Origin of the sequence: Cupriavidus sp. DF5525, from assembly GCF_040149425.2 — a bacterium.
GTDB lineage: Bacteria > Pseudomonadota > Gammaproteobacteria > Burkholderiales > Burkholderiaceae > Cupriavidus > Cupriavidus pickettii_A.
Genome location: NZ_CP168265.1, coordinates 677,941 through 701,045, shown reverse-complemented (window position 1 = coordinate 701,045; position 23,105 = coordinate 677,941). Strand labels below are relative to the sequence as shown.

The 23,105-nt window shown below is 67.3% G+C and carries 22 protein-coding genes; 7 read left to right on the top strand and 15 right to left on the bottom strand.

The window, feature by feature from the left end; translation table 11 throughout:
* Window positions 1-8: 8 nt before the first annotated feature.
* On the top strand, window positions 9-731 hold the full coding sequence (locus tag ABNX08_RS03390; RefSeq protein WP_349605666.1) for an ATP-binding cassette domain-containing protein: 723 nt from the start codon (window positions 9-11) through the stop codon (window positions 729-731).
* Here ABNX08_RS03390 and ABNX08_RS03385 read toward each other — a convergent pair.
* The 7 genes from ABNX08_RS03385 to ABNX08_RS03355 all read right to left on the bottom strand — a co-directional run bounded on the left by ABNX08_RS03385 (window position 701) and on the right by ABNX08_RS03355 (window position 7,528).
* On the bottom strand, window positions 701-1,237 hold the full coding sequence (locus tag ABNX08_RS03385) for a class IV adenylate cyclase (RefSeq protein WP_022533765.1): 537 nt from the start codon (window positions 1,235-1,237) through the stop codon (window positions 701-703). The two genes, ABNX08_RS03390 and ABNX08_RS03385, sit on opposite strands and share 31 nt — an antisense overlap.
* A 16-nt stretch (window positions 1,238-1,253) precedes the next feature.
* On the bottom strand, window positions 1,254-1,853 hold the full coding sequence (locus ABNX08_RS03380; protein WP_349605664.1) for a LysE/ArgO family amino acid transporter: 600 nt from the start codon (window positions 1,851-1,853) through the stop codon (window positions 1,254-1,256).
* Between the two features lie 185 nt (window positions 1,854-2,038).
* Window positions 2,039-2,833 carry a TOBE domain-containing protein gene (locus ABNX08_RS03375; RefSeq protein WP_349605663.1) on the bottom strand — a complete coding sequence of 265 codons (795 nt, stop codon included), beginning with the start codon at window positions 2,831-2,833 and terminating at the stop codon, window positions 2,039-2,041.
* Between the two features lie 79 nt (window positions 2,834-2,912).
* Entirely contained in the window at window positions 2,913-3,692 is a 780-nt protein-coding gene (gene fabI, locus ABNX08_RS03370) for an enoyl-ACP reductase FabI (protein ID WP_022533762.1), read from the bottom strand.
* A gap of 50 nt (window positions 3,693-3,742) precedes the next feature.
* On the bottom strand, window positions 3,743-6,127 hold the full coding sequence (locus tag ABNX08_RS03365; RefSeq protein WP_349605662.1) for a DUF3141 domain-containing protein: 2,385 nt from the start codon (window positions 6,125-6,127) through the stop codon (window positions 3,743-3,745).
* 243 nt (window positions 6,128-6,370) lie between these two features.
* On the bottom strand, window positions 6,371-7,231 hold the full coding sequence (locus ABNX08_RS03360; RefSeq protein WP_349605660.1) for a tyrosine-protein phosphatase: 861 nt from the start codon (window positions 7,229-7,231) through the stop codon (window positions 6,371-6,373).
* A 51-nt stretch (window positions 7,232-7,282) separates the two neighbouring features.
* Complete coding sequence (locus tag ABNX08_RS03355) at window positions 7,283-7,528, bottom strand: RNA-binding protein (protein WP_022533759.1); 246 nt, start codon at window positions 7,526-7,528, stop codon at window positions 7,283-7,285.
* 34 nt (window positions 7,529-7,562) lie between these two features.
* Here ABNX08_RS03355 and ABNX08_RS03350 point away from each other — a divergent pair, with 34 nt between their 5' ends.
* The 3 genes from ABNX08_RS03350 (at window position 7,563) to ABNX08_RS03340 (ending at window position 10,239) form a co-directional block, all read left to right on the top strand.
* Window positions 7,563-7,691, top strand: a complete 129-nt coding sequence (locus tag ABNX08_RS03350; protein WP_349605658.1) for a hypothetical protein — start codon at window positions 7,563-7,565, stop codon at window positions 7,689-7,691.
* A gap of 260 nt (window positions 7,692-7,951) precedes the next feature.
* The gene (locus tag ABNX08_RS03345; protein ID WP_022533758.1) at window positions 7,952-9,487 is read left to right on the top strand and encodes an anion permease; all 1,536 of its coding nucleotides are present in this window, start codon (window positions 7,952-7,954) and stop codon (window positions 9,485-9,487) included.
* A gap of 56 nt (window positions 9,488-9,543) precedes the next feature.
* Entirely contained in the window at window positions 9,544-10,239 is a 696-nt protein-coding gene (locus ABNX08_RS03340) for a transglycosylase domain-containing protein (RefSeq protein WP_349605656.1), read from the top strand.
* Between the two features lie 129 nt (window positions 10,240-10,368).
* Here ABNX08_RS03340 and ABNX08_RS03335 read toward each other — a convergent pair whose 3' ends face one another.
* Genes ABNX08_RS03335 through ABNX08_RS03315 form a run of 5 tightly spaced genes read right to left on the bottom strand, consistent with a single transcriptional unit; the run spans window position 10,369 to window position 16,495 of the window.
* On the bottom strand, window positions 10,369-10,593 hold the full coding sequence (locus ABNX08_RS03335) for a formate dehydrogenase subunit delta (RefSeq protein WP_349605654.1): 225 nt from the start codon (window positions 10,591-10,593) through the stop codon (window positions 10,369-10,371).
* Window positions 10,590-11,456 carry a formate dehydrogenase accessory sulfurtransferase FdhD gene (gene fdhD, locus ABNX08_RS03330; protein ID WP_349605652.1) on the bottom strand — a complete coding sequence of 289 codons (867 nt, stop codon included), beginning with the start codon at window positions 11,454-11,456 and terminating at the stop codon, window positions 10,590-10,592. Before fdhD ends, ABNX08_RS03335 begins: the two co-directional genes overlap by 4 nt.
* 15 nt (window positions 11,457-11,471) lie before the next feature.
* Window positions 11,472-14,354 (bottom strand): formate dehydrogenase subunit alpha, encoded by a 2,883-nt coding sequence (gene fdhF, locus ABNX08_RS03325; protein ID WP_022533754.1) that lies wholly within the window; start codon window positions 14,352-14,354, stop codon window positions 11,472-11,474.
* Window positions 14,355-14,402: 48 nt separating this feature from the next.
* Complete coding sequence (locus tag ABNX08_RS03320) at window positions 14,403-15,965, bottom strand: NADH-quinone oxidoreductase subunit NuoF (protein ID WP_022533753.1); 1,563 nt, start codon at window positions 15,963-15,965, stop codon at window positions 14,403-14,405.
* Window positions 15,962-16,495 carry a formate dehydrogenase subunit gamma gene (locus ABNX08_RS03315; protein WP_022533752.1) on the bottom strand — a complete coding sequence of 178 codons (534 nt, stop codon included), beginning with the start codon at window positions 16,493-16,495 and terminating at the stop codon, window positions 15,962-15,964. Before ABNX08_RS03315 ends, ABNX08_RS03320 begins: the two co-directional genes overlap by 4 nt.
* A gap of 150 nt (window positions 16,496-16,645) precedes the next feature.
* Here ABNX08_RS03315 and ABNX08_RS03310 point away from each other — a divergent pair, with 150 nt between their 5' ends.
* Complete coding sequence (locus ABNX08_RS03310) at window positions 16,646-17,746, top strand: substrate-binding domain-containing protein (RefSeq protein WP_022533751.1); 1,101 nt, start codon at window positions 16,646-16,648, stop codon at window positions 17,744-17,746.
* On the opposite strand, the gene fdxA is transcribed toward ABNX08_RS03310, so the two are convergent.
* The 3 genes from fdxA to ABNX08_RS03295 all read right to left on the bottom strand — a co-directional run bounded on the left by fdxA (window position 17,743) and on the right by ABNX08_RS03295 (window position 20,839).
* Window positions 17,743-18,072: a ferredoxin FdxA gene (gene fdxA / locus ABNX08_RS03305; protein WP_349605650.1), complete on the bottom strand. Its 330-nt coding sequence runs from the start codon at window positions 18,070-18,072 to the stop codon at window positions 17,743-17,745. The two genes, ABNX08_RS03310 and fdxA, sit on opposite strands and share 4 nt — an antisense overlap.
* A 124-nt stretch (window positions 18,073-18,196) precedes the next feature.
* Entirely contained in the window at window positions 18,197-19,921 is a 1,725-nt protein-coding gene (locus tag ABNX08_RS03300) for a hemagglutinin (protein WP_349605649.1), read from the bottom strand.
* A gap of 450 nt (window positions 19,922-20,371) precedes the next feature.
* Window positions 20,372-20,839, bottom strand: coding sequence for a hemerythrin domain-containing protein (locus ABNX08_RS03295; RefSeq protein WP_022533748.1), 468 nt, complete (start codon window positions 20,837-20,839; stop codon window positions 20,372-20,374).
* Window positions 20,840-21,589: 750 nt separating this feature from the next.
* Between ABNX08_RS03295 and ABNX08_RS03290 the strand changes: the two genes are divergently transcribed.
* Both ABNX08_RS03290 and ABNX08_RS03285 read left to right on the top strand, forming a co-directional pair.
* Window positions 21,590-22,246 (top strand): recombinase family protein, encoded by a 657-nt coding sequence (locus ABNX08_RS03290; RefSeq protein WP_349605647.1) that lies wholly within the window; start codon window positions 21,590-21,592, stop codon window positions 22,244-22,246.
* Window positions 22,247-22,516: 270 nt separating this feature from the next.
* A complete protein-coding gene (locus tag ABNX08_RS03285) occupies window positions 22,517-23,008 on the top strand; it encodes a hypothetical protein (RefSeq protein ID WP_349605645.1) in 492 nt (163 codons plus the stop codon).
* Window positions 23,009-23,105 lie beyond the last annotated feature (97 nt).

The following is a 23,105-nucleotide window of genomic DNA, read 5'->3' as shown; positions in this document are numbered from 1 at the left end:
GCCGCACCATGAGCATGCATGTCAGCATCCGCAAGCAGATGGTGTCGGCCGACCGGCATTTCGCGCTGGATATCGATTTCGATTCGGCGAGCCACCGCATCGCGCTGTTCGGCCCCTCGGGAGCGGGCAAGAGCCTGACGCTGCGCGCCATTGCCGGCCTGCTGGCGCCCGACAGCGGCCGCATCGTGCTGAACGGACGCACGCTGTTCGATGCTGAGGCGGGCATCGACATACGGCCGCAAGACCGCCGCGTGGCCTACCTGTTCCAGGAATATGCGCTGTTCCCGCACCTGACCGTCGGGCAGAACATCGCCTTCGGCCTGTCGCGCGGCTGGCGCAACCCGCGCCGCGCTGCGATGCACCCGGAAGCACAGCGCTGGATCGATGCCTTCGGCCTGGCCGATATCGTCGGCAACTATCCCGCCGAGATCTCCGGCGGCCAGAAACAGCGCGTGGCGCTGGCGCGCGCGCTGGTGGCGCAGCCGGATATCGTGCTGCTGGACGAACCCTTCTCCGCGCTGGATCCCGCACTGCGCGCACGCATGCGCGCCGAGCTGCGCGCGCTGCAGGCCAGCCTCGATGTGCCGATGCTGGTGATCTCGCACGATCCCGCCGACGTGGAGGCCCTGGGCGACCACGTGCTGGAAATCCGCGAAGGCCGCATCTTCGGCAGCGGCACCAGCCGCCAACATCCGCCGGTCTACGCGCCGGTGTCGGCGCGCATGGCCTGAGCGCGCAGCAGGTCGACGTAGGCGCCTTCGATCAGGTTCGACGCCGGGATGCCGAGCCGCGCCAGCAGCGCGTGCGCCTCGGCCACGCCGTCCTCCACGCGTTCCTCGTCGGCCAGCACCACTTCCAGCTCCAGGAAATCGCCCAGCGCCTCGACCCGGTCCAGGTGGACGCGCGTGCGGCCGGCCAGGTAGAGCGTGCGCAGCTTGCGCACGCGTCCGCCTTCGCCATGCGCGGCGGCCAGCGCGGCGCGCAACGTATCGGGGGAACGCGTCGGCGACAGGATGTAGAAGCTCTCCTTGGGGCCAGCCTCGTCAGCGCGCGCGTAGAAGATCAGCTCGCCATGGTCGGGCGCGAACTCGCGCAGTTTGAGCCGCCCGTTGGCGCACTGGAAGAAGGTATCATCCTGGCGGATGTATTCGGGACCTTGATCGGCCAGTGCCGCAGCGCGAGGTAGCACGGTCTCTACGCTGTCGATGCGGGCCTTGATCTCTACGTTTCTTGGCATACAGGTCTCCGTGCAATCAGCCGAGCAGCAGGCGCGCGGCAATCACCCACATGGTGACGCCGATCACCACTTCCAGCACCTGCCACGCGCGCGGCCGCGCAAACACCGGCCGCAGCAGCGCCGCGCCATAGCCCAGCGAAAAGAAGAACAGGAACGAGGCGGTCATCGCGCCCGCGGCGAATTCCGTCGCATGTCCGGCGAACTGCGTCGACACCGAGCCGATCAGCATCACCGTGTCGAGGTACACGTGGGGATTGAGCCAGGTGAATGCCAGGCACACCGCCAGCGTCGCGCCCAGCGGGCGCGGTGCGGCATCGCTCGGGTCCAGCACCGCGTTCGAGCGCCACGCAGCCAGGAAACTGCGCGCGCCATACCAGATCAGGAAGGCCGCGCCGCCATAGCGCATCGCCGTATCCAGCCACGGCAGCTTGCGGATCATCACGGCAAAGCCGGACACGCCCAGCAGGATCAGCAGCGCATCCGAGAGTGCGCACACCAGGCTTACCCAGAACACATGCTCGCGCCGCAGCCCTTGCCGCAGTACGAAGGCATTCTGGGAACCGATGGCAAGGATCAGGGAAAGGCCGAGGGAGAAGCCGGCCAGGGCGGCATGCATTGGTTGTGGAACGGCTGTTTTTTTGGGTGCTTATTATTGCATGCAACCCTTGCGCCGCTCGTTGCAGCATCTTGACGCTTGTCGTGCTTCCCTAAGGCCTGCCCTCTCCCCCTGCCCTTCTCCCCGCATGCGGGAGAGGGGAGCAAACCGCCGGCAGGCGATGACTCTGGGCTCGACTCGGCGCGCTACCCCACCACGCCCAGAATCACACTAGAGGCCTTGAACAACGCCACCGCAGGCAAACCCACCTGCAGCCCCAACGCCTCCACGCTCCCATTGGTCACGATCGCCGCAATCGTCCCGCCACCATCCAGCTCGATCACCACCTCGGCATTCACTGCCCCCGGCATCACCCGCGACACCACCCCAGGCAACTGATTGCGCGCCGACAACCGCATCCCCGGATCCGGCAACCCCACCAGCACCGAAGACGCCTTGATCAGCGCAAACGCTTCGACACCTTCAGCCAGTTCCAGCGTCTCGACACTCTCATGCGTAATGGTGGCAACCACCCGCTGCCCGCCAGGCAACTCCAGCACAACCTCGTCATTGACCGCGCCGCCGCGCACGCTGGCAACGCGCCCGAACAGCTTGTTCCTCGCACTGGTCTTGATCATCATCCTCCTCATCAGATGGACATCTTCGGCCGCACCTTCGCCCAGCCGGGACAGCTGCGCAAGAAAGCGCCGGTGCTCATCCTCGAGCGCACGATAGGTGCGGATCAGTTGCTCGCCGCGCGCGGTCAGCCGCGTGCCGCCGCCGCCCTTGCCGCCGGCGGCGCGCACCACCAGCGGCTCGCCGGCGCTGTTGTTCATCGCGTCGATGGCATCCCATGCGGCCTTGTAGCTGATGCCGACGGCGCGCGCGGCCGCGGTGATCGAGCCTTGTTCGCCGATCGCGGCGAGCAGCGCGATGCGGTCCTTGCCGCCCCAGTCTTGCGAGCCGGAGCGGAACCAGATGGCTCCCTGGAGTTCGAGCATGGTTGCGAGGCGCCCGCAGGCGCCGCGAAGAAGTGGGAAACGCGGCTATGGTAATCCGATTCCGCGTTGGTTCGAGGCCCTATGCCATGATGTGCACGCCGCCATCCACATACACCGTATTGCCGGAGATGCGGCGTGCATACGGCGTGGCCAGATAGGCGGTGGCGAAGCCCACATCCATGATGTCGACCAGCTCGCCCAGCGGCGCGCGGCCGGCGGCTTCGGCCAGCAGCAGGTCGAAGTCCTTCAGCCCCGACGCCGCGCGGGTCTTCAGCGGCCCCGGCGAGATCGCGTGGACGCGGATGCCCTTCGGTCCCAGCTCATGCGCCAGGTAGCGGCAGCTCGCTTCCAGCGCGGCCTTGACCGGCCCCATCAGGTCGTAGTTGGGCACCACGCGGTTGGCGCCTTCATAGCTCATTGCGAACAGCGTGCCGCCTTCCTTCATCAGCGGCACCGCATGGCGCGCCATGCGGATGAACGAGTGGCACGAGATATCCATGGCGCGCGCGAATCCCTCGGCCGACGAGTTCAGCAGGCCGCCCTGCAGGTCGGCCCTGGGCGCGAACGCGACCGAATGCACCACCGAGTCGAGGCCGCCCCACACGCTTTGGATGCGTGCGAACAGCGCCTCCATCTGCCCGGCGTCTTCCACATTGAGCGGCATCAGGATCGGCGCCTGCACGGCCTCGGCCAGCGGCGCCACGTGCGGATAGGCCTTGTCGTTCAGATAGGTCATGGCGACCTGCGCGCCGAGTTCGCGAAACGCTTTTGCGCAGCCCCACGCGATCGACTCGGCATTGGCCACGCCGACCACCAGCACACGGGCGCCGTCAAGCGGCGGATTGGATACGTTGACCATGGCTGGCTCCGGGATGACATCAGGCGCGATGAGTAAGCATTTGCAGGCGCTCAATTGCGTGGCCGTGGCGGTGTGCCCGCAGCCGGCTTGCGCGGCGGCACCGCGCGCGAGGCCTGCGGCTTGCCGGCCTGCGGGTGCTCGTCGGGCAGCACCCCATCCTGCGCGCCCTCCGCTGCGTCGGCACGCCCGGCATTATCCGCAACCTCCGGCGCATGCCCGGTGCCCATCACCTCGGCGACCTCGCGATAGCGCGCCAGCCGCTCGCCATCCAGCGGGCCGTTGACCGTCATCACGCGATGCGCCGCCATCATCAGCCTGCGGCGCGTGTCGCGATCCGGCACCAGCGCCGGCAACGCCTGGATCGCCCGCTTCGGATCGAGCCGCACGATAAAGCTCTGCTGGCGCACTGCTGCCTTGAAGGTCACCAGGTCGGCATGCCACGCGCCCTCGGGCTGCTCGCGTGCCATGCGGCGCAGCAGGTTGAAGGGGCGTTCCTCGATGGAACTCGGGCGGTCGGCCACATAGGCCAGCACGCGCACGAAGGCTTCCAGCGGGCCGCCCTGCCCGATCGACGCCTCGGCATCGCTCAGCCGGCGCTCCGCCAGCTCCCTGCGCAGCGCCACGGTGACGGGCGATTCCACGTTGACCGGCGCCTGCGCGCGCAGGCCCACCAGCGCCGCCATCACCGGCGAGCCGTAGATCGCCTCGAAGGCCCGCTCGTACCACGCGTCGCGTGCATCGCGGAACTGATCGAGCGCGCTGATGATCTGCGCCGAGGCCGCCTTCTCCATCGTCAGCAACGGGTTGTCCGGCGATACCGGCGTGCGGTTCGCGCGCACCATCGGCGCCATCGCGCCGATCCAGGACATCCACGGGTTCATGTCGGTCGCCACCGCGCGCTCCAGCCGCGCGGGGTGCAGCGCGCGCATCCATTGCGCGCTGAATTCATTGGACATCGCGCGCACCCACGGCGAAACGAAGGTGTCGTAGATATGCTGGTTGATCTCGGCCACGCGGCGCACCACCTCGAAGGGGCGCTCATCGTCACGGCCATCGTCCAGCGCCAGGATGTCGGCCACGCTACGGCGCTCGAAGCGGATCAGGTAGCGCCCTTCGACCAGGTCGCGGTGCGGCAGGTCGGGGGCGACATCCTCGATCCTGGCCTCGTACAGGCCCGGCGGCAGCACGTCGATCAGGTCCAGCGCGCAGAACAGCTCGCTGTGCTCGCGGTTGGCCACGCCGGCGGACACGAAGATGCCCAGGTGGCCCACGGTCGGGTGCAGGCAGTAGACGATCACCTGGTCGTTGGCGACCAGTTCCTCGTCGGTGGGGTACAGGTCCGGAATCCAGTTCAGCGCCTGCTGCGGCGGCGTGATGTTGTCTCCCCAGGACGCGAAGACGATTACCGGCGAGCGTATGTTGCGCAGGTCCACTACGGTCTTGCCGTCGCTGCTGTGCACCTCGCCCGCGGTCAGCCGGTTGCCGACGAACAGGTTCTGCACGATCCAGTCGATCTCGTCGCGGTTCATCAGGAAGTGGCCGCCCCACCAGCGCTCGAACTCGAGAAAGCGAGGGCCTTCGGTATCGGCCTTGGCGTAGACGTCGTAAAGCTTCTGCCACAGCGTGTTGGCAGGATTGAGCTGCTCGAAGTTCTGCACCAGCCAGGCACCGTCGAAGCGGCCGTTGCCCATGTCGGCGGTCAGCGAGGCCAGCCACGAGCCGCCCAGCAGCCCGCCGCTGTAGCGCATCGGGTTGCGCCCGCGCACGCCCGACCAGTACGCCAGCGGCGCGCCCGCCACCAGCAGCGGCCCGGTGCGCTCGGGCGCGACCGCGGCCAGGATCATCAGCGCCCAGCCGGCCTGGCAGTTGCCGACCACGAAGGGCTTGCCCGGTGCGTCCGGGTGGCGCTCGCCGACAATCTTCAGGAAGGCGGCCTCGGCGCGCGCCACCGATTCGATGGTCTGCCCCGGGCAGGGCTCCTGGAAGAAGGTGACGAAGTAGCACGGATGCCCGCTGCGCAGCGCGATGCCGATCTCGCTGTCGGTCTTGAAGCCGCCGATGCCGGGGCCGTGGCCCGCGCGCGGGTCAATCACCACGAAGGCGCGCTTGGCGGGATCGGTCGGGCTGTCGGCCGGCGGCACGATGCGCAGCAGCGCGTAGTTGACGGGCTCGGGCAGTTCGCGGCCGTCGGCCAGCAGTTCGTGTTCGAACACCAGCACGGCCGGCATGCCCTCGCGCTCATGCTCGGCGGACTCGTTGCCGCGCTGGCGCAGGATATCGAGCAGCAGCACGGTGCGCTGCCAGGCGTCGGTGAAGTATTCCAGCGCCGGCTGGCCCAATGCCGCGAACGGATTGGCGGCGCCTGCGGGCTGGCTGGTGGAGGGTGCTTGTGCGGAGCCGCCCTGCGGCGGCCCGGCGGGTATGCGTGCGGTCATTCCACTTCCCCCGATTGGCGCCGCTGCCGGGCGTTTGCGCGCTGTCGGCGCAGCCGGAGTGACGCATGTTGCATTGCAACTAAAACAAGCCTAGCAGCCGCCTGGGAGTGCTGCAAGCCGCGAACGGGTGTGCGTGAAGCCGCACGGCGGGCCGCCCGAGCCCGTCATCGCAGCGATAAATTCGTCGCCTATACTGGCCCATTGCGCTTGCGCGTTGCAGCAAGACGGGGAACTGGCCGCGCTTCAGCCGGCCAGGTAGTGTTCGCGCAGCTGCGCGACGTCGACCTCCAGCGCGTCGCGCAGGTAGTTGTCCAGGCTGCCCCACCCCTGCTCGATGGCCTGCACCGAGGCATCGAGATAGCTGGCGCGGACTTCCAGCAGCGGCATCATCACTTCAGCCGGCACACCGAGCTGCCCCATGCGCGCCAGCGCCGTCTCATTGAACTGCGCGTTGCGCCGGTTCGATTCCAGGTAGTTGGCCAGGATGTCGTCCTGCGCCACGCCCAGCGCCGCCAGCAGCAGCAGCGAGGCAAAGCCGGTGCGGTCCTTGCCCGCGGTGCAGTGGAACAGCAGCGTCTTGCCGCCCTGCGCGGTGCGCATAAAGCCGGCGAAGGCGTCGCGGTAGCGCCCCGGGAAGTCGCGGTAGACCTCCAGCATGAAGGCATCCATCTGCGCCGGCGTGCTGGCGCGCAGGCGCGGCATCAGCACATCCATCGCCATGCTGCCGTCCAGCACCGGCACCGCCATCCAGCGGAAGCGCTGGCCGAAGGCAGCCTCGTCGGGCGATTTCTCGCCGGGCGAGCGGAAGTCCACCACCATGTCGAGTGCCAGCGCATGCAGCCGGTCAAGATCCGCGGCGCTGGCCAGCGCCGGGTTGCCGCTGCGGTACAGCCGGCCGTGGCGCACCCGGTGGCCATCGGCGCCGGCCAGGCCGCCGAGGTCGCGCGCGTTGCTGATGGTGTCGAAAATAAGCTCTGCCTGAATGGCGTTGCTGGCAGTGCCGTTGCTGATTTCGCTGACAGCCCCGTCGATGCCTGCCGCCGGTGCCGGCGGCACGACCGCATGGGCGTGCAGCAAGCCCGCCCGGTGAATCCACTTGGTCATTGTTGTTCCCTGACTGTTCTTGTCGAGGCGGGCTCGTGCGCTGCAGCAAGTTCAGCGGCTCCGGTAGGCCGGCACATGCCAGCGCAGATGGCACCCGGCGATATAGCGCCGGTCCAGCTTCGCCACCAGCTTCCACACCGCGAGTGCGCTGGCGTCGATATCGACCCAAGCCCACGGATGCTTCGGGTCACCGGCCTCCACCAGTTCCACCGAGCGGATGCTGGCGTACCGTGCGAGTGCCTTGTGCAGCGCCGCTGCACTGAGTCCTGCCTTCAGCCCGCGTACTAAAACCTTCATCATCGGCTCCAATTATTTCAGATCACCCCGACGCATGCATCACCCGCGCGAGGCGGCGGTGCGCATGGTGTCCGGCAACCGCCGCGAGGCGTTGCAGCGCCTGCGTTTACAGGTTGGGATGCCGGAAGCGGCTCAGAAATCCGTCACCTATAGCAAAACTTGATCTACGTCATGGCCGGCGCAAACAGGCGCCGCACGGCCTCGACAGCCTCCTCGTCACATCAGAGAATTCCTAGTCGACGCGGCGGCCGCGTCAAAAGCCCGGCCGCTAGCAGCACGCACAACGCGGATGCCATCTCGCGACCGACATTGCCCGCCGCGCCGGCAACCCGCCGGTACTTCGCGCCGGTGCGCCGCCCGATCGCCGAGAGCAGTCCGTGCCGTGGTGTCCAACGAGGATCATCAACCACAAGGATGATGGCGATGCCCGACACTTCCTCCACCGCCTCCGCGGCCACTCCCACGCCGCCCGCCCCGCCCACTGCAGCAGTCGTTCCAGCCGCGCCCAAGGTGACGCTGCACTGGGGCCTCTATGTCGCCGTCACCGTGCTGATCGGCGTGCTGGCGATCCCGCTGCCTGAAGGCCTGACCGTCGCCGGCCACCGCATGCTCGCGATCCTGGCCTTTGCCATCGTGGTGTGGATCACCGAAGCGGTCTCGTACGAGACCAGCGCGATCATGATCACCTCGCTGATGGCGGGGCTGATCGGCTTTGCGCCGACCGTCAACGACCCCAACGTGCTGTACGGCACCTCGCGCGCGTTGGGCATGGCGCTGGCCGGCTTCTCCAATACCGCGCTGGCGCTAGTCGCCGCGGCGCTGTTTATCTCGGCGGCGATGACCGTGACGGGGCTGGACCGCCGCATCGCGCTGGTCACGCTGTCGGCCATCGGCACCAGCACGCGCCGCATCCTGGTCGGCACCATTGCCGTCACCATCGCGCTGAGCCTGGTGGTGCCGAGCGCCACCGCGCGCAGCGCCTGCGTGGTGCCGATCATGATGGGCGTGATCGCTGCCTTCGGGGTCGACAAGAAATCCAATATCGCCGCCGGCATCATGATCACCGTGGCGCAGGCCACCAGCATCTGGAACGTCGGCATCCAGACCGCCGCGGCGCAGAACCTGCTGACGGTGGGCTTCATGGACAAGCTGCTGGGCGAGCGCATCACCTGGCTGCAATGGCTGATCGCCGGCGCGCCGTGGGCCATCGTGATGTCCGTTGTGCTGTACTTCCTGGTGCGCTTCCTGCTGCCTGCCGAGACCGACGCCATCCCCGGCGGCAAGGAAGCGGTGCAGCGCGAACTGTCCGCGCTCGGCCCCATGACCGGGCCGCAGAAGCGGCTGGCCGCGGTCTCGATCGGCCTGCTGCTGTTCTGGGCGACTGAAGGCAAGCTCCACAGCTTCGACACCGCCACCGTGACCTTCGTCGGCCTGGTGATCCTGATGCTGCCGCGCATCGGCGTGATGGACTGGAAGACCATGCAGCAACGCACGCCGTGGGGCACGCTGATCGTGTTCGGCGTCGGCATCAGCCTGGGCACCGCGCTGCTGAGCACGCAGGCCGGCCAGTGGCTCGGCAAGTTCGTGGTCGCGCATTCAGGCCTGGCCACGCAGGGTCCGGTGATGGTGTTCGCCATCCTTGCCGCCTTCCTGATCCTGATCCACCTGGGCTTTGCCAGCGCCACCGCGCTGACCGCGGCGATGCTGCCGATCCTGATCTCGGTGCTGCAGACGCTGCCGGGCGACATCAACCGCGTCGGCATGACCATGCTGCTGGGCTACACGGTGAGCTTCGGGTTTATCCTGCCGATCAACGCGCCGCAGAACATGGTGTGCCTGGGCACCGAGACCTTCAACGGCCGGCAGTTCGCGCGCATCGGCATCCCGGTGACGATCGTGGGCTACGCCATGATGCTGCTGTTCGCGGCGACGTACTGGCGCTGGCTGGGCTGGGTGTAGGGAGCGGCGGCGGCGGTTTGGCGACCTCGCCGCCGCGCGCTGGCACAATATGCGGCATGAAAAGCCTCTGGTCCGCCTTCATCAAGCTGCTGGTGCTCGCCGTGATCGGCGGCACGTTGCTCGCCACCATCGCCATCCTGGCTGTCGACCGGCAATTGCCGTCGCTCGATGCGCTCACTGCGTTCCGCCGCACGCCCGACTACGTGCCCTTCGACAAGATCCCGCGCGAACTGACGGACGCGGTGATCGCGATCGAGGATGAGCGGTTCTATGTGCATGACGGGATCGACTATGTCGGCGTGATTCGAGCGGGGATTGCCAACCTGTCGGATGACCTGTCGCAGGGGGCGTCGACCATCACCATGCAGGTGGCGCGGAATTTCTACCTGTCGCGCGACAAGACCTATACGCGCAAGCTCTATGAGGTGCTGCTGTCCTACCGCATCGAGAAGGCGCTGAGCAAGGATGAGATCCTTGAGCTGTATATGAACAAGATCTACCTGGGACAGGGGGCGTATGGATTCGCCGATGCGGCGCGGACTTATTTCGGCAAGCCGCTGGATCAGCTGACGTTGGCGGAGTGCGCGATGTTGGCGGGGTTACCAAAGGCGCCGTCGGCGAACAATCCGGTGGCTAATCCCAGGCGGGCGCGGCAGCGGCAGGCTTATATCCTGCATCGGATGCTGGAGCTTGGGAGGATTTCGCGAGGGGAGTATGACGGTGCGTTGTTGGAGCCGTTGAGGCTTAGGTGAAGGGGGCTGGTAGATGCTCGACGGCTGGTCGCTGCTTGTGACATGTTGTCGATGTTTGAACCCAGCGCTTCAACAGCGACAACATGTCACCAGCAGCGCCGGGCCGTCGATCATCCCAAAAGATGTTTCTCACTCCAACATCCCCCGATACCTCCCCACCGCCTCCTGCACAATCTCAAGCAGCCCATTGCCGGCCTCGGCATCCACATGCCCAAGCAACGCCTTCCGCATCCGCGGCTCCCAAAACCGCTTGATATGCCCGGCAATATCCGAAACAGCCTCCTCCCGATCCGGCATCGCCTCAAAGAAGCTGCCAATCTGGTTGGCCATGGTAATCAGGTTGTCGACATTCATGCCAGGCTCGCTTCGTGTTGCAAACGTTGGGGATGGGCGTACACCACGTGCGCACCAGCGCGCACGAAGCCGGCCAGCGTGATGTTGGACTGCTCCGCCAGCCGTACAGCCAGCGCGGTGGGCGCGGACACGGCCGCCAGCAGGCCGGCGCCGATGGCTGCGGTCTTCAGCACCATTTCATAGCTGGCGCGGCTGGTGACCAGCACCGCGCCGCTGGCGATATCCTCGCCACTGCGCGCGAGCGCGCCCGCCAGCTTGTCCAGCGCGTTGTGGCGCCCCACATCCTCGCGCACCAGCGAGACATGGCCGTCTGCGCGCAGCCACGCCGCGGCGTGCGTGGCGCCGGTGTGGCGCTGCAGCTCCTGCCGCAGCTGCAGCTGCACAAATGCAGCCTGGATCACGTCGGTGTGGAAGCTGACATCGCTCTGCACCGGTGCCGGCATGCGCATCACCTGCTCCAGCGACTCGGTGCCGCACAGCCCGCAGCCGGTGCGACCCGCGAGCGAGCGGCGGCGGTCCTTGAGCTGCATGAAGGCTTCCGACGCAATCTCCAGCCGCACCGCGATACCGTGCTGGCGCATCTCGACCTCGATGTCATAGACATCGCGCGGCGCGGACACAATGCCCTCGCTCAGGCTGAAGCCCAGCGCAAAGTCCTCCAGGTCGGCCGGCGTCGCCAGCATCACCGCGTGCGAGATGCCGTTGTACTCCAGCGCGACTGGCACTTCCTCGGCCACTTCGTCCGGGCTCAGCATGATTTCGCCCTGGCGCCAGCGGTTGACCGCAAAGGTGCTGTGCGTAGCCGGCACGGCGTCTTCCGACGCGGCCGGATCAATCTCCGGTGACTGCATGCAGCGCATCATGATTTCACCCTCCGCTCAGTTCGCCGCGGCTTGCGCCGGATCGGCGCTGGCCGCTTCCAGCAACTGCAGCTGCTGCGTATTGAAGTCGTGGTACTGCTGCTGCCACGCCGACGGTTGCGCCACCGGCATCACCTGCACCGCGGTCACCTTGTATTCCGGACAGTTGGTAGCCCAGTCCGAGTTGTCGGTGGTAATCACGTTGGCGCCGGATTCCGGGAAGTGGAAGGTGGTGTAGACCACGCCCGGCTGCATGCGCTCGCTGACGATGGCGCGCAGCACGGTATCGCCGGCCCGGCTCTGCACGCCGACCCAGTCGCCGTCCTTGATGCCGCGTTCCTCTGCATCGTGCGGATGGATCTCGAGCCGGTCTTCGGAGTGCCAGTGGACGTTCTCGGTCCGGCGCGTCTGCGCGCCGACGTTGTATTGCGACAGGATGCGCCCGGTGGTCAGGATCAGCGGGAATGCGCGCGTGATCTTCTCGGTGGTCGGCACGTACTTGGTGATGATGAACTTACCCTTGCCACGCACGAAGGTGTCGATATGCATGGTCGGCGTGCCTTCCGGCGCGTCGGCGTTGCACGGCCACTGGATGCTGCCGAGCTGGTCCAGGCGCTTGTAGTTGACGCCCGAGAACGTCGGCGTCAGGCGCGCGATCTCGTCCATGATCTCCGACGGGTGCTTGTAGTGCATCGGATAGCCCAGCGCATTGGCCAGCAGGACGGTCGCTTCCCAGTCGGCATAGCGCGCCTTGGGCGGCATCACCTTGCGCACGCGCGAGATGCGGCGCTCGGCATTGGTGAAGGTGCCGTCCTTCTCCAGGAACGACGAACCCGGCAGGAACACATGCGCGTACTTGGCAGTTTCGTTCAGGAAGATGTCCTGCACCACGATGCATTCCATCGACGACAGCGCTTCGGACACGTGCTGCGTGTTCGGGTCGGACTGGACGATGTCCTCGCCCTGGCAGTACAGGCCCTTGAAGCTGCCGGCCAGCGCGGCCTCGAACATATTGGGGATGCGCAGGCCCGGCTCGGGGCTGATCTCGACATTCCACGCGGCTTCGAACAGGCCGCGCGTGGTCGAGTCCGACACGTGGCGGTAGCCCGGCAGTTCATGCGGGAACGAACCGATATCGCACGAACCCTGCACGTTGTTCTGACCACGCAGCGGATTCACGCCCACGCCTTCGCGGCCGATATTGCCGGTGGCCATGGCGAGGTTGGCGATGCCCATCACGGTGGTGGAGCCCTGCGCATGCTCGGTCACGCCCAGGCCGTAGTAGATGGCCGCGTTGCCGCCGGTGGCGTACAGGCGGGCGGCACCGCGCAGTTGTTCAGCGGGGATGCCGGTGACGGATTCCATTGCCTCCGGCGAGTTCTCCGGCAGCGCGACAAAGTCGCGCCATTGCTGGAACGCGCGGTCCTCGCAGCGCTCGGCGATGAAGGCTTCGTTGAGCAGGCCTTCGGTCACGATCACGTGCGCCAGCGACGTCACCAGCGCCACGTTGGTGCCAGGGCGCAGCTGCAGGTGATAGTCGGCGCGGATGTGCGGGGAATCGACCAGGTCGATACGGCGCGGATCGACCACGATCAGCCTGGCGCCGGCGCGCAGGCGCTTCTTCATGCGCGAGGCGAACACCGGGTGGCCGTCGGTCGGGTTGGCCCCGATCACCATGATCACGTCGGCCTTCTCGACCGACTTGAAGGTCTGCGTGCCGGCCGATTCGCCCAGCGTCTGCTTCAGGCCGTAGCCGGTCGGCGAATGGCATACGCGTGCGCAGGTGTCGACGTTGTTGTTGCCGAAGGCGGCGCGCACCAGCTTCTGGACCAGGTAGCCCTCTTCATTCGTGCAGCGCGACGACACGATGCCGCCGATGGAATCCTTGCCGTGCTCCGCCTGGATGCGCTTGAACTGCGACGCGGCGTAGTCGATCGCTTCTTCCCACGACACTTCGCGCCACGGATCGGTGATCTTCGCGCGGATCATCGGCTTGAGGATGCGGTCCTTGTGCGTGGCATAGCCCCAGGCAAAGCGGCCCTTGACGCAGGCGTGGCCTTCGTTGGCCTTGCCGTCCTTGTACGGCACCATGCGCACCACCTCGTTGCCCTTCATCTCGGCCTTGAACGAGCAGCCCACGCCGCAGTAGGCGCAAGTGGTCACGGTGCTGTGCGAAGCCTGGCCGAGCTTGATGACGGAGGTCTCGGTCAGCGTCGCGGTCGGGCAGGCCTGCACGCAGGCGCCGCACGAGACGCAGTCCGATTCCATGAACGACTGGCTGGTGCCGGGCGAGACGCGCGAGTCAAAGCCGCGGCCGCTGATGGTCAGCGCGAAGGTGCCCTGCGTTTCTTCGCAGGCGCGCACGCAGCGATTGCAGACGATGCACTTGGACGGGTCGTAGGTGAAGTAAGGATTGGATTCGTCCTTCTTCATCTCTGTGTGCGTGGCAATCGGCTTTGCTTCCGGGCCGCCGTCGTTGTAGCGCACTTCGCGCAGTCCCACCACGCCGGCCATGTCCTGCAGCTCGCAGTTGCCGTTGGTCGGGCAGGTCAGGCAGTCGAGCGGGTGGTCGGAGATATAGAGCTCCATCACGCCGCGGCGCAGGTCGGCCAGCTTGTCGCTCTGGGTCTTCACTTTCATGCCGGCTTCGACCGGCGTGGTGCACGATGCCGGATAACCGCGGCGCCCCTCGATCTCGACCAGGCACAAGCGGCACGAGCCGAAGGATTTGAGGCTGTCGGTGGCGCACAGCTTCGGCACGGCGATCTGGGCTTCCATCGCGGCACGCATCACCGAGGTGCCGGCGGGCACGGTGACGCTGACGCCGTCGACCTCCAGGGTGACCAGTTCGGTGGATTCGCTGGCGGGTGTGCCGAAGTCGATCTCGTTGCGGGCATTCATGGCGATCTGTCTCCCGATTCTTGTGGGACCTGGCGGCTCAGTTGACGCTCAGGCGGCCTTGGCAGGGTTGGAGGCGAGGCCGAAGTCCTCGGGGAATTCGTTCAGCGCGGACAGCACCGGGTACGGCGTCATGCCGCCCATCGCGCACAGCGAGCCGTTGAGCATGGTGTCGCACAGGTCGCGCACCAGCGCCACGTGTTTCACGGGCTGCTCGCCGGCGATGATGCGGTCCATCACCTCGACGCCGCGGGTCGAGCCGATCCGGCACGGCGTGCATTTGCCGCAGGATTCGACCGCGCAGAACTCCATCGCGTAGCGCGCCTGCTTTGCCATGTCGACGGTCTCGTCGAACACCACGATGCCGCCGTGGCCGACCACGCCGCCGAAGGCGGCATAGGCCTCGTAGTCCAGCGGCACGTCGAAGCGCGACTCGGGCAGGTAGGCGCCCAGCGGGCCGCCAACCTGCACCGCGCGGATGGCGCGGCCGCTGCGGGTGCCGCCGCCGTAGTCGACCAGCAGTTCGCGCAGCGTGACGCCGAATGCCTTCTCGACCAGTCCGCCCTGCTTGATATTGCCTGCGAGCTGGAACGGCAGCGTGCCGCGCGAACGGCCCATGCCGTAGTCGCGGTAGTACTGCGCGCCGCGCGCCAGGATCACCGGCACGGTGGCCAGCGAGATCACGTTGTTGATCACGGTGGGCTTGCCGAACAGCCCTTCCAGCGCAGGCAGCGGCGGCTTGGCGCGCACCACGCCGCGCCGGCCTTCCAGGCTTTCGAGCAGCGCGGTTTCCTCGCCACAGACGTAGGCGCCGGCACCCTTGCGCACTTCGAGGTGGAAGCGCTTACCGCTGCCGCGGATATCGTCGCCCAGCCAGCTGGCCGCGCGCGCGATGCCGATCGCGCTTTCCAGCACCGCGATGGCATGCGGGTATTCGGAGCGGCAGTAGATGTAGCCCTGCTCCGCGCCCACCGCGAGGCCGGCAATCGTCATGCCTTCGATCAGCATGAAGGGATCGTCTTCCATCACCATGCGGTCGGAGAACGTGCCCGAATCGCCTTCGTCGGCATTGCAGACGATGTACTTGACTGCGGACTGCGCGCCCAGCACGGTCTTCCACTTGATGCCAGTGGGGAACGCTGCGCCGCCGCGGCCGCGCAGGCCGGAGTCGGTGACTTCCTGCACGATGTCGGCGGGCTGCATGGACAGCGCGCGTTCCAGGCCGGCAAAGCCTTCATGCGCGCGGTAGTCCTCCAGCGACAGCGGATCGGTGATGCCAACGCGGGCAAAGGTCAGGCGCTCCTGCTTCCTCAGGAACGGAATCTCATCGGTCAGGCCGTGCGCCAGCGCATGCGCGCCGCCTTGCAGCAGGCCGGCGTCGAACAACGCGGGCACGTCCGCCACCCCAACCGGGCCGTAGGCCACGCGCCCGGCGTCGGTCTGCACCTCGACCAGCGGCTCCAGCCAGAACATGCCGCGAGAGCCGTTGCGCACGATGCGTACGTCGTCGCCGCGAGCCGCGGCTTCGCGGGCAATGGCGCGGGCGACATCGTCCGCGCCGAGCGCCAGCGCGGTGGAATCGCGCGGCACGAAGATGGTGGTAGTGGCGCTCATGCCTGGGCCTCCGTGGTTTCGTTGGAGGCCTGCGCCTCGCGCAGCGACCGGATCAGCGCATCGAAGCGCTTCGCATCGACATAGCCGTGCAGCTGCTCGCCCACCATCACGGCCGGGCCGCAGGCGCACTGGCCCAGGCAATAGACCGGCTCAAGCGTCACCTGGCCGTCCGCGCTGGTTTCATGGAAGCCGCAACCCAGCGCCCGCTTCGCATGCTCGGCCAGTGCTTCGGCGCCGACCGCCTGGCAGGCTTCGGCGCGGCAGACCTGGACCACGTGCCGGCCCGCCGGCTGCTGGCGGAAGTGGTGGTAGAAGGTGATCACGCCATGCACCTCGGCACGCGACAGGCTGAGTGCGCGGGCGATCACGGGTACGGCGTCGTCGGGAATGTAGCCCTGCGTGTCCTGGATCTCGTGCAGGATCGGCAACAAGGCGCCCGGCAGGTCCTGCCGTGCCGCCACGATCGCCGCGATCGCAGCAGTGCGCGCGGCGTCGGCGGATGCCGGTGCGATGGGAGCGGTTTCTGGCATGGCGTCTCCTGTGGGGGCCGCACGGAGCGGGCTGCGCGGGCCGTTATATGCTATTTTTTTCCTATTTCCGGGCTTGCGATCTGGCCTGGCTGCCCGTTGAAGCGACTATATGAGAGTGACAGCGCCCCTTCAATAAGCTATTTTCTACATATGATTCGCATCTCGATCCTTCCCCACCTGCAGATCCGGGACGACGCCAGCCCTGGCGACGAGGCCCTGGACGTTTCCCGGCTGGTGGCCCTGCTCGGCCATATCGGGGAATCGGGCAGCATCAGCCAGTCGGCGCAGGCCGTGTCCTTGTCCTACCGCTATGCCTGGGGCATCCTGCGCGACGCCGAGGCTTTGTTCGGCGGCCCGCTGATCGACAAGACCCGCGGCCGCGGCAGCGCCCTCACGCCGCTGGCGCAGCAACTGGTGTGGGCCAGCAAGCGGATCGGCGCGCGCCTGTCGCCGACGCTGGATAGCCTGGCTTCCGAGCTGGAAATCGAGTTGAAGAAGCTAATGGACCAGTCCGAGGCGGCGGTGCGGCTGCATGCCAGCCACGGCTTTGCGGTCGCGGCGCTGCGCGATTTCCTCGACGAGCAGCAGGTGCGGCACGACCTGAAGTACTGCGGCAGCGTCGAAGCGGTTGCGGCGCTGGCCGAGGGCGCGTGCGATATCGCCGGCTTCCACGTGCCGGTGGGCGAGTTTGAACACGGCATGTGGCGTCACTTCACCACGTGGCTGAAACCCGACACGCACTGCCTGGTGCACCTGGCGGTGCGCAGCCAGGGGCTGTTCGTGCGGCAGGGCAACCCGCTCGGCATCCACACGCTGGAAGACCTGACGCGGCGCGAGGTGCGCTTCGTCAACCGTCAGGTGGGCTCGGGCACGCGCCTGCTGCTGGACCTGATGCTGGCCGCGCGCGGCATCGACCCGGCGCGCATCGAAGGCTACAGCAACGGCGAGTTCACCCACGCCGCGGTGGCGGCGTATATCGGCAGCGGCATGGCCGACGTGGGCTTCGGCGTGGAAACGGCGGCGCGGCGCTTCGGCCTGGGGTTCGTGCCGGTGATCAAGGAGCGCTACTTCTTTGCGATCGAGAAGACCATGCTGCGCAGCGCCGCGCTGGCCGGCGCGGTGGGCGCGCTCACCAGCGAGGCCTTCCGCCAGCGCGTCAATGCGCTGCCGGGCTATGACGGCGCGCTGACCGGCACGGTGCTGACGCTGGCGGAGGCGTTCCCGGATTACGCGGGCGCGCGTGTGCGCTAGCGTTGCAGCAGCGCAAGCCGGTCAGGATGATCGGCCCATTGCTCATGGCCGGGGATCGGGCCCTTGGCCTGCAGCAGCGGCGGCCAGTCGGGCCGGCGCGACAGCTCGGCGTTCAGCGCGATGAAATGGCGCTTGTCCTCGGGCAGGTCGTGCTCCGAGTAGATCGCGCCGACGGGGCAAAGCGGGACGCACATCGAGCAATCGATGCACTGGTCAGGATCGATGGAGAGGAAGTTGGGCCCTTCGTGGAAGCACGACATCGGGCAGACTTCCACGCAGTCGGTATGGCGGCACTGGATGCAGGCATCCGTTACGACAAAGGTCATGGGGCGGGGGCGGTACGGCAGTACGGCGGTAAAGACCTATCGATCGTAGCGGCCCGCCCTGCCGCGCGGGGCGGGCCGCCTTGTGCGACTCGTTCAAATCGCCTGAAGCGGCATCTTTCTTGCGTCAGTACGCCACCACCGACAAGGTGGTGCTGGCCGGCACGCGCACGGTGTTGCTGTAGGTGCCCGTGACCGCGCCGGTGCGGACCAGGTAGCTGCCGTAGGCGGACAGGTACGGCAGCGTCGATGCCGCCGTCTTGATCGCGGCGTAGCTCTGGAGGTCGATCGCCGGCAGCGTAAAGCCGCTGTCCGTGCGCGCCGGGTAGCCATAGCCGGCTGGCAGGCCCGTGCTCGGCATCAGCGTATTGGTGCTGACTGCCCAGCGACGCATCTGCTCGGCCAGCGTCACGCCAACCTGCGCACTGGCAATGGACTGCTCCAGCGCCGTCTTGGAATCGGTGGTAGTACCGCGCGCCAGCAGGTCCTTGAAGAAGGCCAGGCCCAGGTGCCGGTTCAGGAAGCCACCGAAGGTGCCGGACACCGAATAGCTTTCGCAGAACGCGCCGAAGCCGGTGAACGAGAACAGATTGCAGTTGCTGCTGTTGGTGCGCACATAGTCGGGCATGCGCACGTCGCGGATATTGTTGAAGCTGGCGTCGATGGTGTGACTGGCAAAATCTTCCATCATCATCGCGGTCATTTCCTCGAGCCAGTCGTCGAACGAGTAAGACGGCCCCATCCGCACGCTGCGACGGTAGAAGTTCTGCATGTGCATGCCTTCATGCGCCATCACCATCTTCATCGACTGAATGCCGTCGGCGCCGCCGAGGTAGAGCGTCTCGGCGTCCAGGTACAGCGACACCGATTCATTGCTGGTGGGATCGACCGAGCGCAGCAGGTTGTGCAGCCCCCAGAAGTAGCCGACCATGCCGAACGGCTTGTTGTTGCGGTCGAAGTTCAGGATCACGATATCGATCGGCTGGGCACTGCCGGCGATCAGCGTGGTCGGGTAGTTGTGCGCGCCCCACAGCGGGCCGCCCACGGACTTCAGCATGTCGTAGACGCCCTGGGCGCTGCCGGCACCGACAAAGGCATTGGCCAGCGCGCCGACCAGCGCGGCATCGACCTTGCCCGTGGTGTATTCCGCGTCTTCCACCCACAGCCTGACCGTCACGCCATCCTTGGTGGTGACTTGCTGTACCACGCTGGCGGTGCGCGTGGTCGCGTCGGTGTGGTACCACCCTCGGGTGGTGGCCATCGACGCGGCTTGCGGCGCGGGCGCGCTCATCACGCTGCGCAGCGGCGCTGCCGCCGCGACGCGCTCGGCCCAGCCGCTGCGGTTGAAACCGGCGATCTCGCGGCGCGTGGCTTCGGCGTCGGCGCTGGCTGACGCAGCCGGGTCGCTGACGCTTGCGAGCGAGCGCATCGACAGGCCGGTCACCGACTCGCTCAGCACCGAGGGCTTGATCGACGGCAGCGTCAGGCTGGTGCCGCTGGTATTGGTCAGCATCAGCGACAGCGACTGGCCGCCCAGCCCGCTGATCGAAAACCTGACGTCGATATCGGCACTGCCCGCGTTTCGCTGCTGCCAGATGCCGGTGCCGCTGCCCGCATAGGTCGAGCCGGTGGCCGCGCCGCAGCCGGTGCAGGCCTGCTCCAGGCCGTTGATCACCAGCGGCTGCGCGACCGTGACGGGCTCGCTGTCCGTGGTGGTGGTCGTGGTCGCGGGCGGCTGCGACGATGCCGCGTCATCACCGCCACCGCCGCCGCAGGCGGCAAGCACGGCCGCCGCCATGGCGGCGGCGAGCAGGTTCAGGGGCAGGTGCAGTCCATCGGCAATCCGGGGCATTTCCGCGCAACTCCGTTGAAGGTGGTAATCAGGATCTGAAACGTCAGGGCCGCCGGCCGCAGCCAGGGCAACGGCCAAGACAGCGGGCGGTTTGCGGCGGTATCCGACGATAACGGCAGCAAAACCGCAACGCTTGACCCTACCTGCAGGTGGTAGGCAGGCAAGCTGGCGACACCGCATTGTGGGCGACGCAGGTCACGGCGGCGAGTTGGCAGCGAGGATCAGTGGTAGCGGCGCCACAGGTGCGCAGGGCCGCAAAGCGGGAGAGCGGCGCGGGAGATCGCGCGGGATGGCATTGCGTGGGCGCAGCCCGTTATCGGCGCCGGCTGCGCCGGGCTGGCATGAAGGCCTCGCGGACGAAGGCCATCGAAGAAGACGCGGGTGATGGCGCAAGGGCGGCCGCCATTGCAGCGGCCGCCCACCGGTCCGCCCGCCACCACCCGCGGCGGATCAGGCGGTTGCGCGCATCAGCTCGTCCTTGCGCGCGGCCATGGTCTTGGCCACCTCGCGCAGGTTGACCTTTTCCTTGATCACGTTCTTGAACAGTTCGCCTTCCTCTTCCTCGATATGGTGGGAGACGTATTCCGAAAGCACCGTGAAATTGGCTTCCAGCAGGTCCCCGGCGGGGTCCTCCTCGATCGCGGCGAGCAGGTCCTTTGCCACCTGGTGCTCGACCTGGGCCTCGTCCAGCATGTCATCGATCTCGTCGCTGGCGCCGCGCAGCGCCGGGTAGAAGATCTCTTCCTCGACCGTGGCATGCACCGTGAGCTGGTGGCAAACGTCCAGCGCGATCGACTCCTTCTCGTCGCGGTTCTCGGTGTCCTTGAACGCCTTGAACTGCTTCTTGACCGCACGGTGCTCGTCCATCAGTGCGCCGAGGGCTTCGGCCTGGTCTGCGGGGATCTTCGACTTGTCCACGATGTTCTCCTTGGCTGGGGTGCGGTGTTCCGGCTTCGCTACGTGGGAGGCAGGTTCCGTGCCCGTACAACTGCCGCCCACCGCACGACGCCCGCAGGACGTGTGTGGGCAGCGTGCGCACCCGCGCCGCATGCCGCATTGCAATTCCTGCGCGAAGGCTTGTAATTGTGCCCGCGGCGCCGCGCCGGCGAGGGCAGCGTGGGACGCAATGCGGGCGTGCGCGGCGCGGCATGAAAGTTGCGCGGGTCGGTCATCCGTGCGGTCCCCGCCGCCGCGCATATTCCAGACAGGAGACAACCGTGATCGCAGAAGCCCGCACCAGGATCCGCAAACGCAGGTCCCTGAAACGCCATGCCGGCCCCGCGCTGGCCGGCTTGCTGTTCCACAAGGCATCGCGACGGGAGCGCGCGACAGCGATGTGCGCGAGTTCGCGACGACATTGCCCACGCCGGAGCATCGCCTGGAGCAGCCAGGACGATGGCCTCCGAGGTGTCGCGTTGGTGCGTCGTCAGTGCGTCGCTTCAGTGAGCCGCTTGAGTGAGCCGCGTTAGTGCCCACCGTCAAGCCCAGGCCCCCTGTCCGAAAGCACCCGCTTATGCACAGCCGCATTTAATGCGTTTTTCCCGCACACTATGCGGCTGCCGGTGCAGGGCTGCTCAATGCTTTGACTGAAGGACTGAAACGCGACAGCTGCGTTTGCTCCGCGTTCGCCGCAGACGTTTATTGCAGACTGCCGTGCGAGATCCCGCCATGCCGTCAACATTCATATATTCGAATCGCGCCGTTGGCCCCGAGGCCATCGACGAAGAACTACAAGCCGCTGCTGAAGCCGGCTACAACGTGGACGCGCGCCACGCCTTCTGGGAGTGCGAGCCGGCCTCGGTGCCGGCTTTGCAGCGCCCCCGCCTGCGCGCACTGCAGCAGCAGGTGCAGGCCGGCGATGCCGTGGTCATGCTGCGCCTGTGCAGCATGGGCTGGAGCGTGCAGGAGGTGCTGGCCACCATCCGGCGCTTCCGCCTGCTGGGCGTGGCGCTCCATTGCGCGCAGCTGTCGCGCACGAACCTGTCCAGCGCCTCGCCACCCGAAGCGGTGGAGGTGTTGCGCGCCGTAGCAGCGCTGGAAGGCACCACGCGCAGCGTGCGCGTGCGCGAAAGCCTCGCCGCGGCCAAGGCGATGGGGCGGCAGGTCGGCCGTCCGCCCAAGCACACGCCCGAGCAGCGCAGCGCCATCCTGCATGCGCTGCGCGCCGGCCATTCGGTCAGCGAGATCGCGCGCCAGTTCAATACCTCGCGCCAGACGGTGCTGCGCATCCGCGCCGCGGAACCGGCCGTGCAGCCGGCGCGGCACGACACGCGGCCCTCTGCTGCGCCGGCCACGGAACCGGAAGCGGAAACTGCCGACGACTGACGCTGACCAGCCTCGGGCTGGCCGTGGGTCGACGTATTTACGCGCACCGTTGCAAGAATCCCATGCGTTGCCGGGCCGCGCGCGCCCACCTGGCGCCGCCCGCGGCTTGGAACGTTCCTTGCGAAAGTAGTCTGAGCAGAACGTCCCCGGCAACGAAGTCCTGCTGAACACAGCCCCGCCGCCGCGGGACCGGCACCCGAACCACCTTTGCAAGGCAACCGCGCAGCCCCGTCATGCGACGCCGCCCGACGCGGCCCTTGGCGCATCGACATGACTATCCGACTGCAGAAAGCCGTGGGCATGCCGCCGGCCCTGGCCGATCCGGCCGGCGGCGGCAGTGCGCTGACGCACGCGCAACTTGCTTCCACACCCTCTACCCCCTCGTCCCCGCCGTCATTGCATGCCCGCCCCGGCGGGCCGCGGCACTTCGCGCGCCCGACCGTGCTGCTTGAAACGCTGCTGGCCACGCGGCTGGAGTTGCTGAGCCGCGACCAGGCCTGGCCACCACACACCCTAGCGCGGCGCCAGGCGGTGCTGATGCAGCTGTGGCAGGAACGCCCGCCCGGCCTGTTCGAGCACGGCGGCACGGCTGAGAGCATCGCGCGCTGCCTGCACGCGGCGTTCGCCGAAGCCGCCGCGGGGCGCAGGCTGGAAGCCGCGCAGCAGTTCAAGCGCGCGTACTACCTGGTCTGCTGCACGGCCTCGGCCGGCACGCGTGTGCGGCTGCGCGCTGCGCCCGCTGCGTCCGGATATCGAGCATGAACCCGGCAGCGGCCGCGCCGCCGACGTCATGCCCGAGCGCAAGAAGCCCCCCGTCAGCCGCACTGAGCTGAACCAATGCCGTCGTTGCCCGCTGTAG

What these genes read in the sequence shown, in the direction of transcription:
- ABNX08_RS03390 (WP_349605666.1), top strand. Translation starts at nt 9, where the DNA reads ATGAGCATGCATGTCAGCATCCGCAAGCAGATGGTGTCGGCCGACCGG.
- ABNX08_RS03385 (WP_022533765.1), bottom strand. Translation starts at nt 1,237, where the DNA reads ATGCCAAGAAACGTAGAGATCAAGGCCCGCATCGACAGCGTAGAGACC.
- ABNX08_RS03380 (WP_349605664.1), bottom strand. Translation starts at nt 1,853, where the DNA reads ATGCATGCCGCCCTGGCCGGCTTCTCCCTCGGCCTTTCCCTGATCCTT.
- ABNX08_RS03375 (WP_349605663.1), bottom strand. Translation starts at nt 2,833, where the DNA reads ATGCTCGAACTCCAGGGAGCCATCTGGTTCCGCTCCGGCTCGCAAGAC.
- fabI (WP_022533762.1), bottom strand. Translation starts at nt 3,692, where the DNA reads ATGGTCAACGTATCCAATCCGCCGCTTGACGGCGCCCGTGTGCTGGTG.
- ABNX08_RS03365 (WP_349605662.1), bottom strand. Translation starts at nt 6,127, where the DNA reads ATGACCGCACGCATACCCGCCGGGCCGCCGCAGGGCGGCTCCGCACAA.
- ABNX08_RS03360 (WP_349605660.1), bottom strand. Translation starts at nt 7,231, where the DNA reads ATGACCAAGTGGATTCACCGGGCGGGCTTGCTGCACGCCCATGCGGTC.
- ABNX08_RS03355 (WP_022533759.1), bottom strand. Translation starts at nt 7,528, where the DNA reads ATGAAGGTTTTAGTACGCGGGCTGAAGGCAGGACTCAGTGCAGCGGCG.
- ABNX08_RS03350 (WP_349605658.1), top strand. Translation starts at nt 7,563, where the DNA reads ATGCATCACCCGCGCGAGGCGGCGGTGCGCATGGTGTCCGGCAACCGC.
- ABNX08_RS03345 (WP_022533758.1), top strand. Translation starts at nt 7,952, where the DNA reads ATGCCCGACACTTCCTCCACCGCCTCCGCGGCCACTCCCACGCCGCCC.
- ABNX08_RS03340 (WP_349605656.1), top strand. Translation starts at nt 9,544, where the DNA reads ATGAAAAGCCTCTGGTCCGCCTTCATCAAGCTGCTGGTGCTCGCCGTG.
- ABNX08_RS03335 (WP_349605654.1), bottom strand. Translation starts at nt 10,593, where the DNA reads ATGAATGTCGACAACCTGATTACCATGGCCAACCAGATTGGCAGCTTC.
- fdhD (WP_349605652.1), bottom strand. Translation starts at nt 11,456, where the DNA reads ATGATGCGCTGCATGCAGTCACCGGAGATTGATCCGGCCGCGTCGGAA.
- fdhF (WP_022533754.1), bottom strand. Translation starts at nt 14,354, where the DNA reads ATGAATGCCCGCAACGAGATCGACTTCGGCACACCCGCCAGCGAATCC.
- ABNX08_RS03320 (WP_022533753.1), bottom strand. Translation starts at nt 15,965, where the DNA reads ATGAGCGCCACTACCACCATCTTCGTGCCGCGCGATTCCACCGCGCTG.
- ABNX08_RS03315 (WP_022533752.1), bottom strand. Translation starts at nt 16,495, where the DNA reads ATGCCAGAAACCGCTCCCATCGCACCGGCATCCGCCGACGCCGCGCGC.
- ABNX08_RS03310 (WP_022533751.1), top strand. Translation starts at nt 16,646, where the DNA reads ATGATTCGCATCTCGATCCTTCCCCACCTGCAGATCCGGGACGACGCC.
- fdxA (WP_349605650.1), bottom strand. Translation starts at nt 18,072, where the DNA reads ATGACCTTTGTCGTAACGGATGCCTGCATCCAGTGCCGCCATACCGAC.
- ABNX08_RS03300 (WP_349605649.1), bottom strand. Translation starts at nt 19,921, where the DNA reads ATGCCCCGGATTGCCGATGGACTGCACCTGCCCCTGAACCTGCTCGCC.
- ABNX08_RS03290 (WP_349605647.1), top strand. Translation starts at nt 21,590, where the DNA reads ATGCCGTCAACATTCATATATTCGAATCGCGCCGTTGGCCCCGAGGCC.
- ABNX08_RS03285 (WP_349605645.1), top strand. Translation starts at nt 22,517, where the DNA reads ATGACTATCCGACTGCAGAAAGCCGTGGGCATGCCGCCGGCCCTGGCC.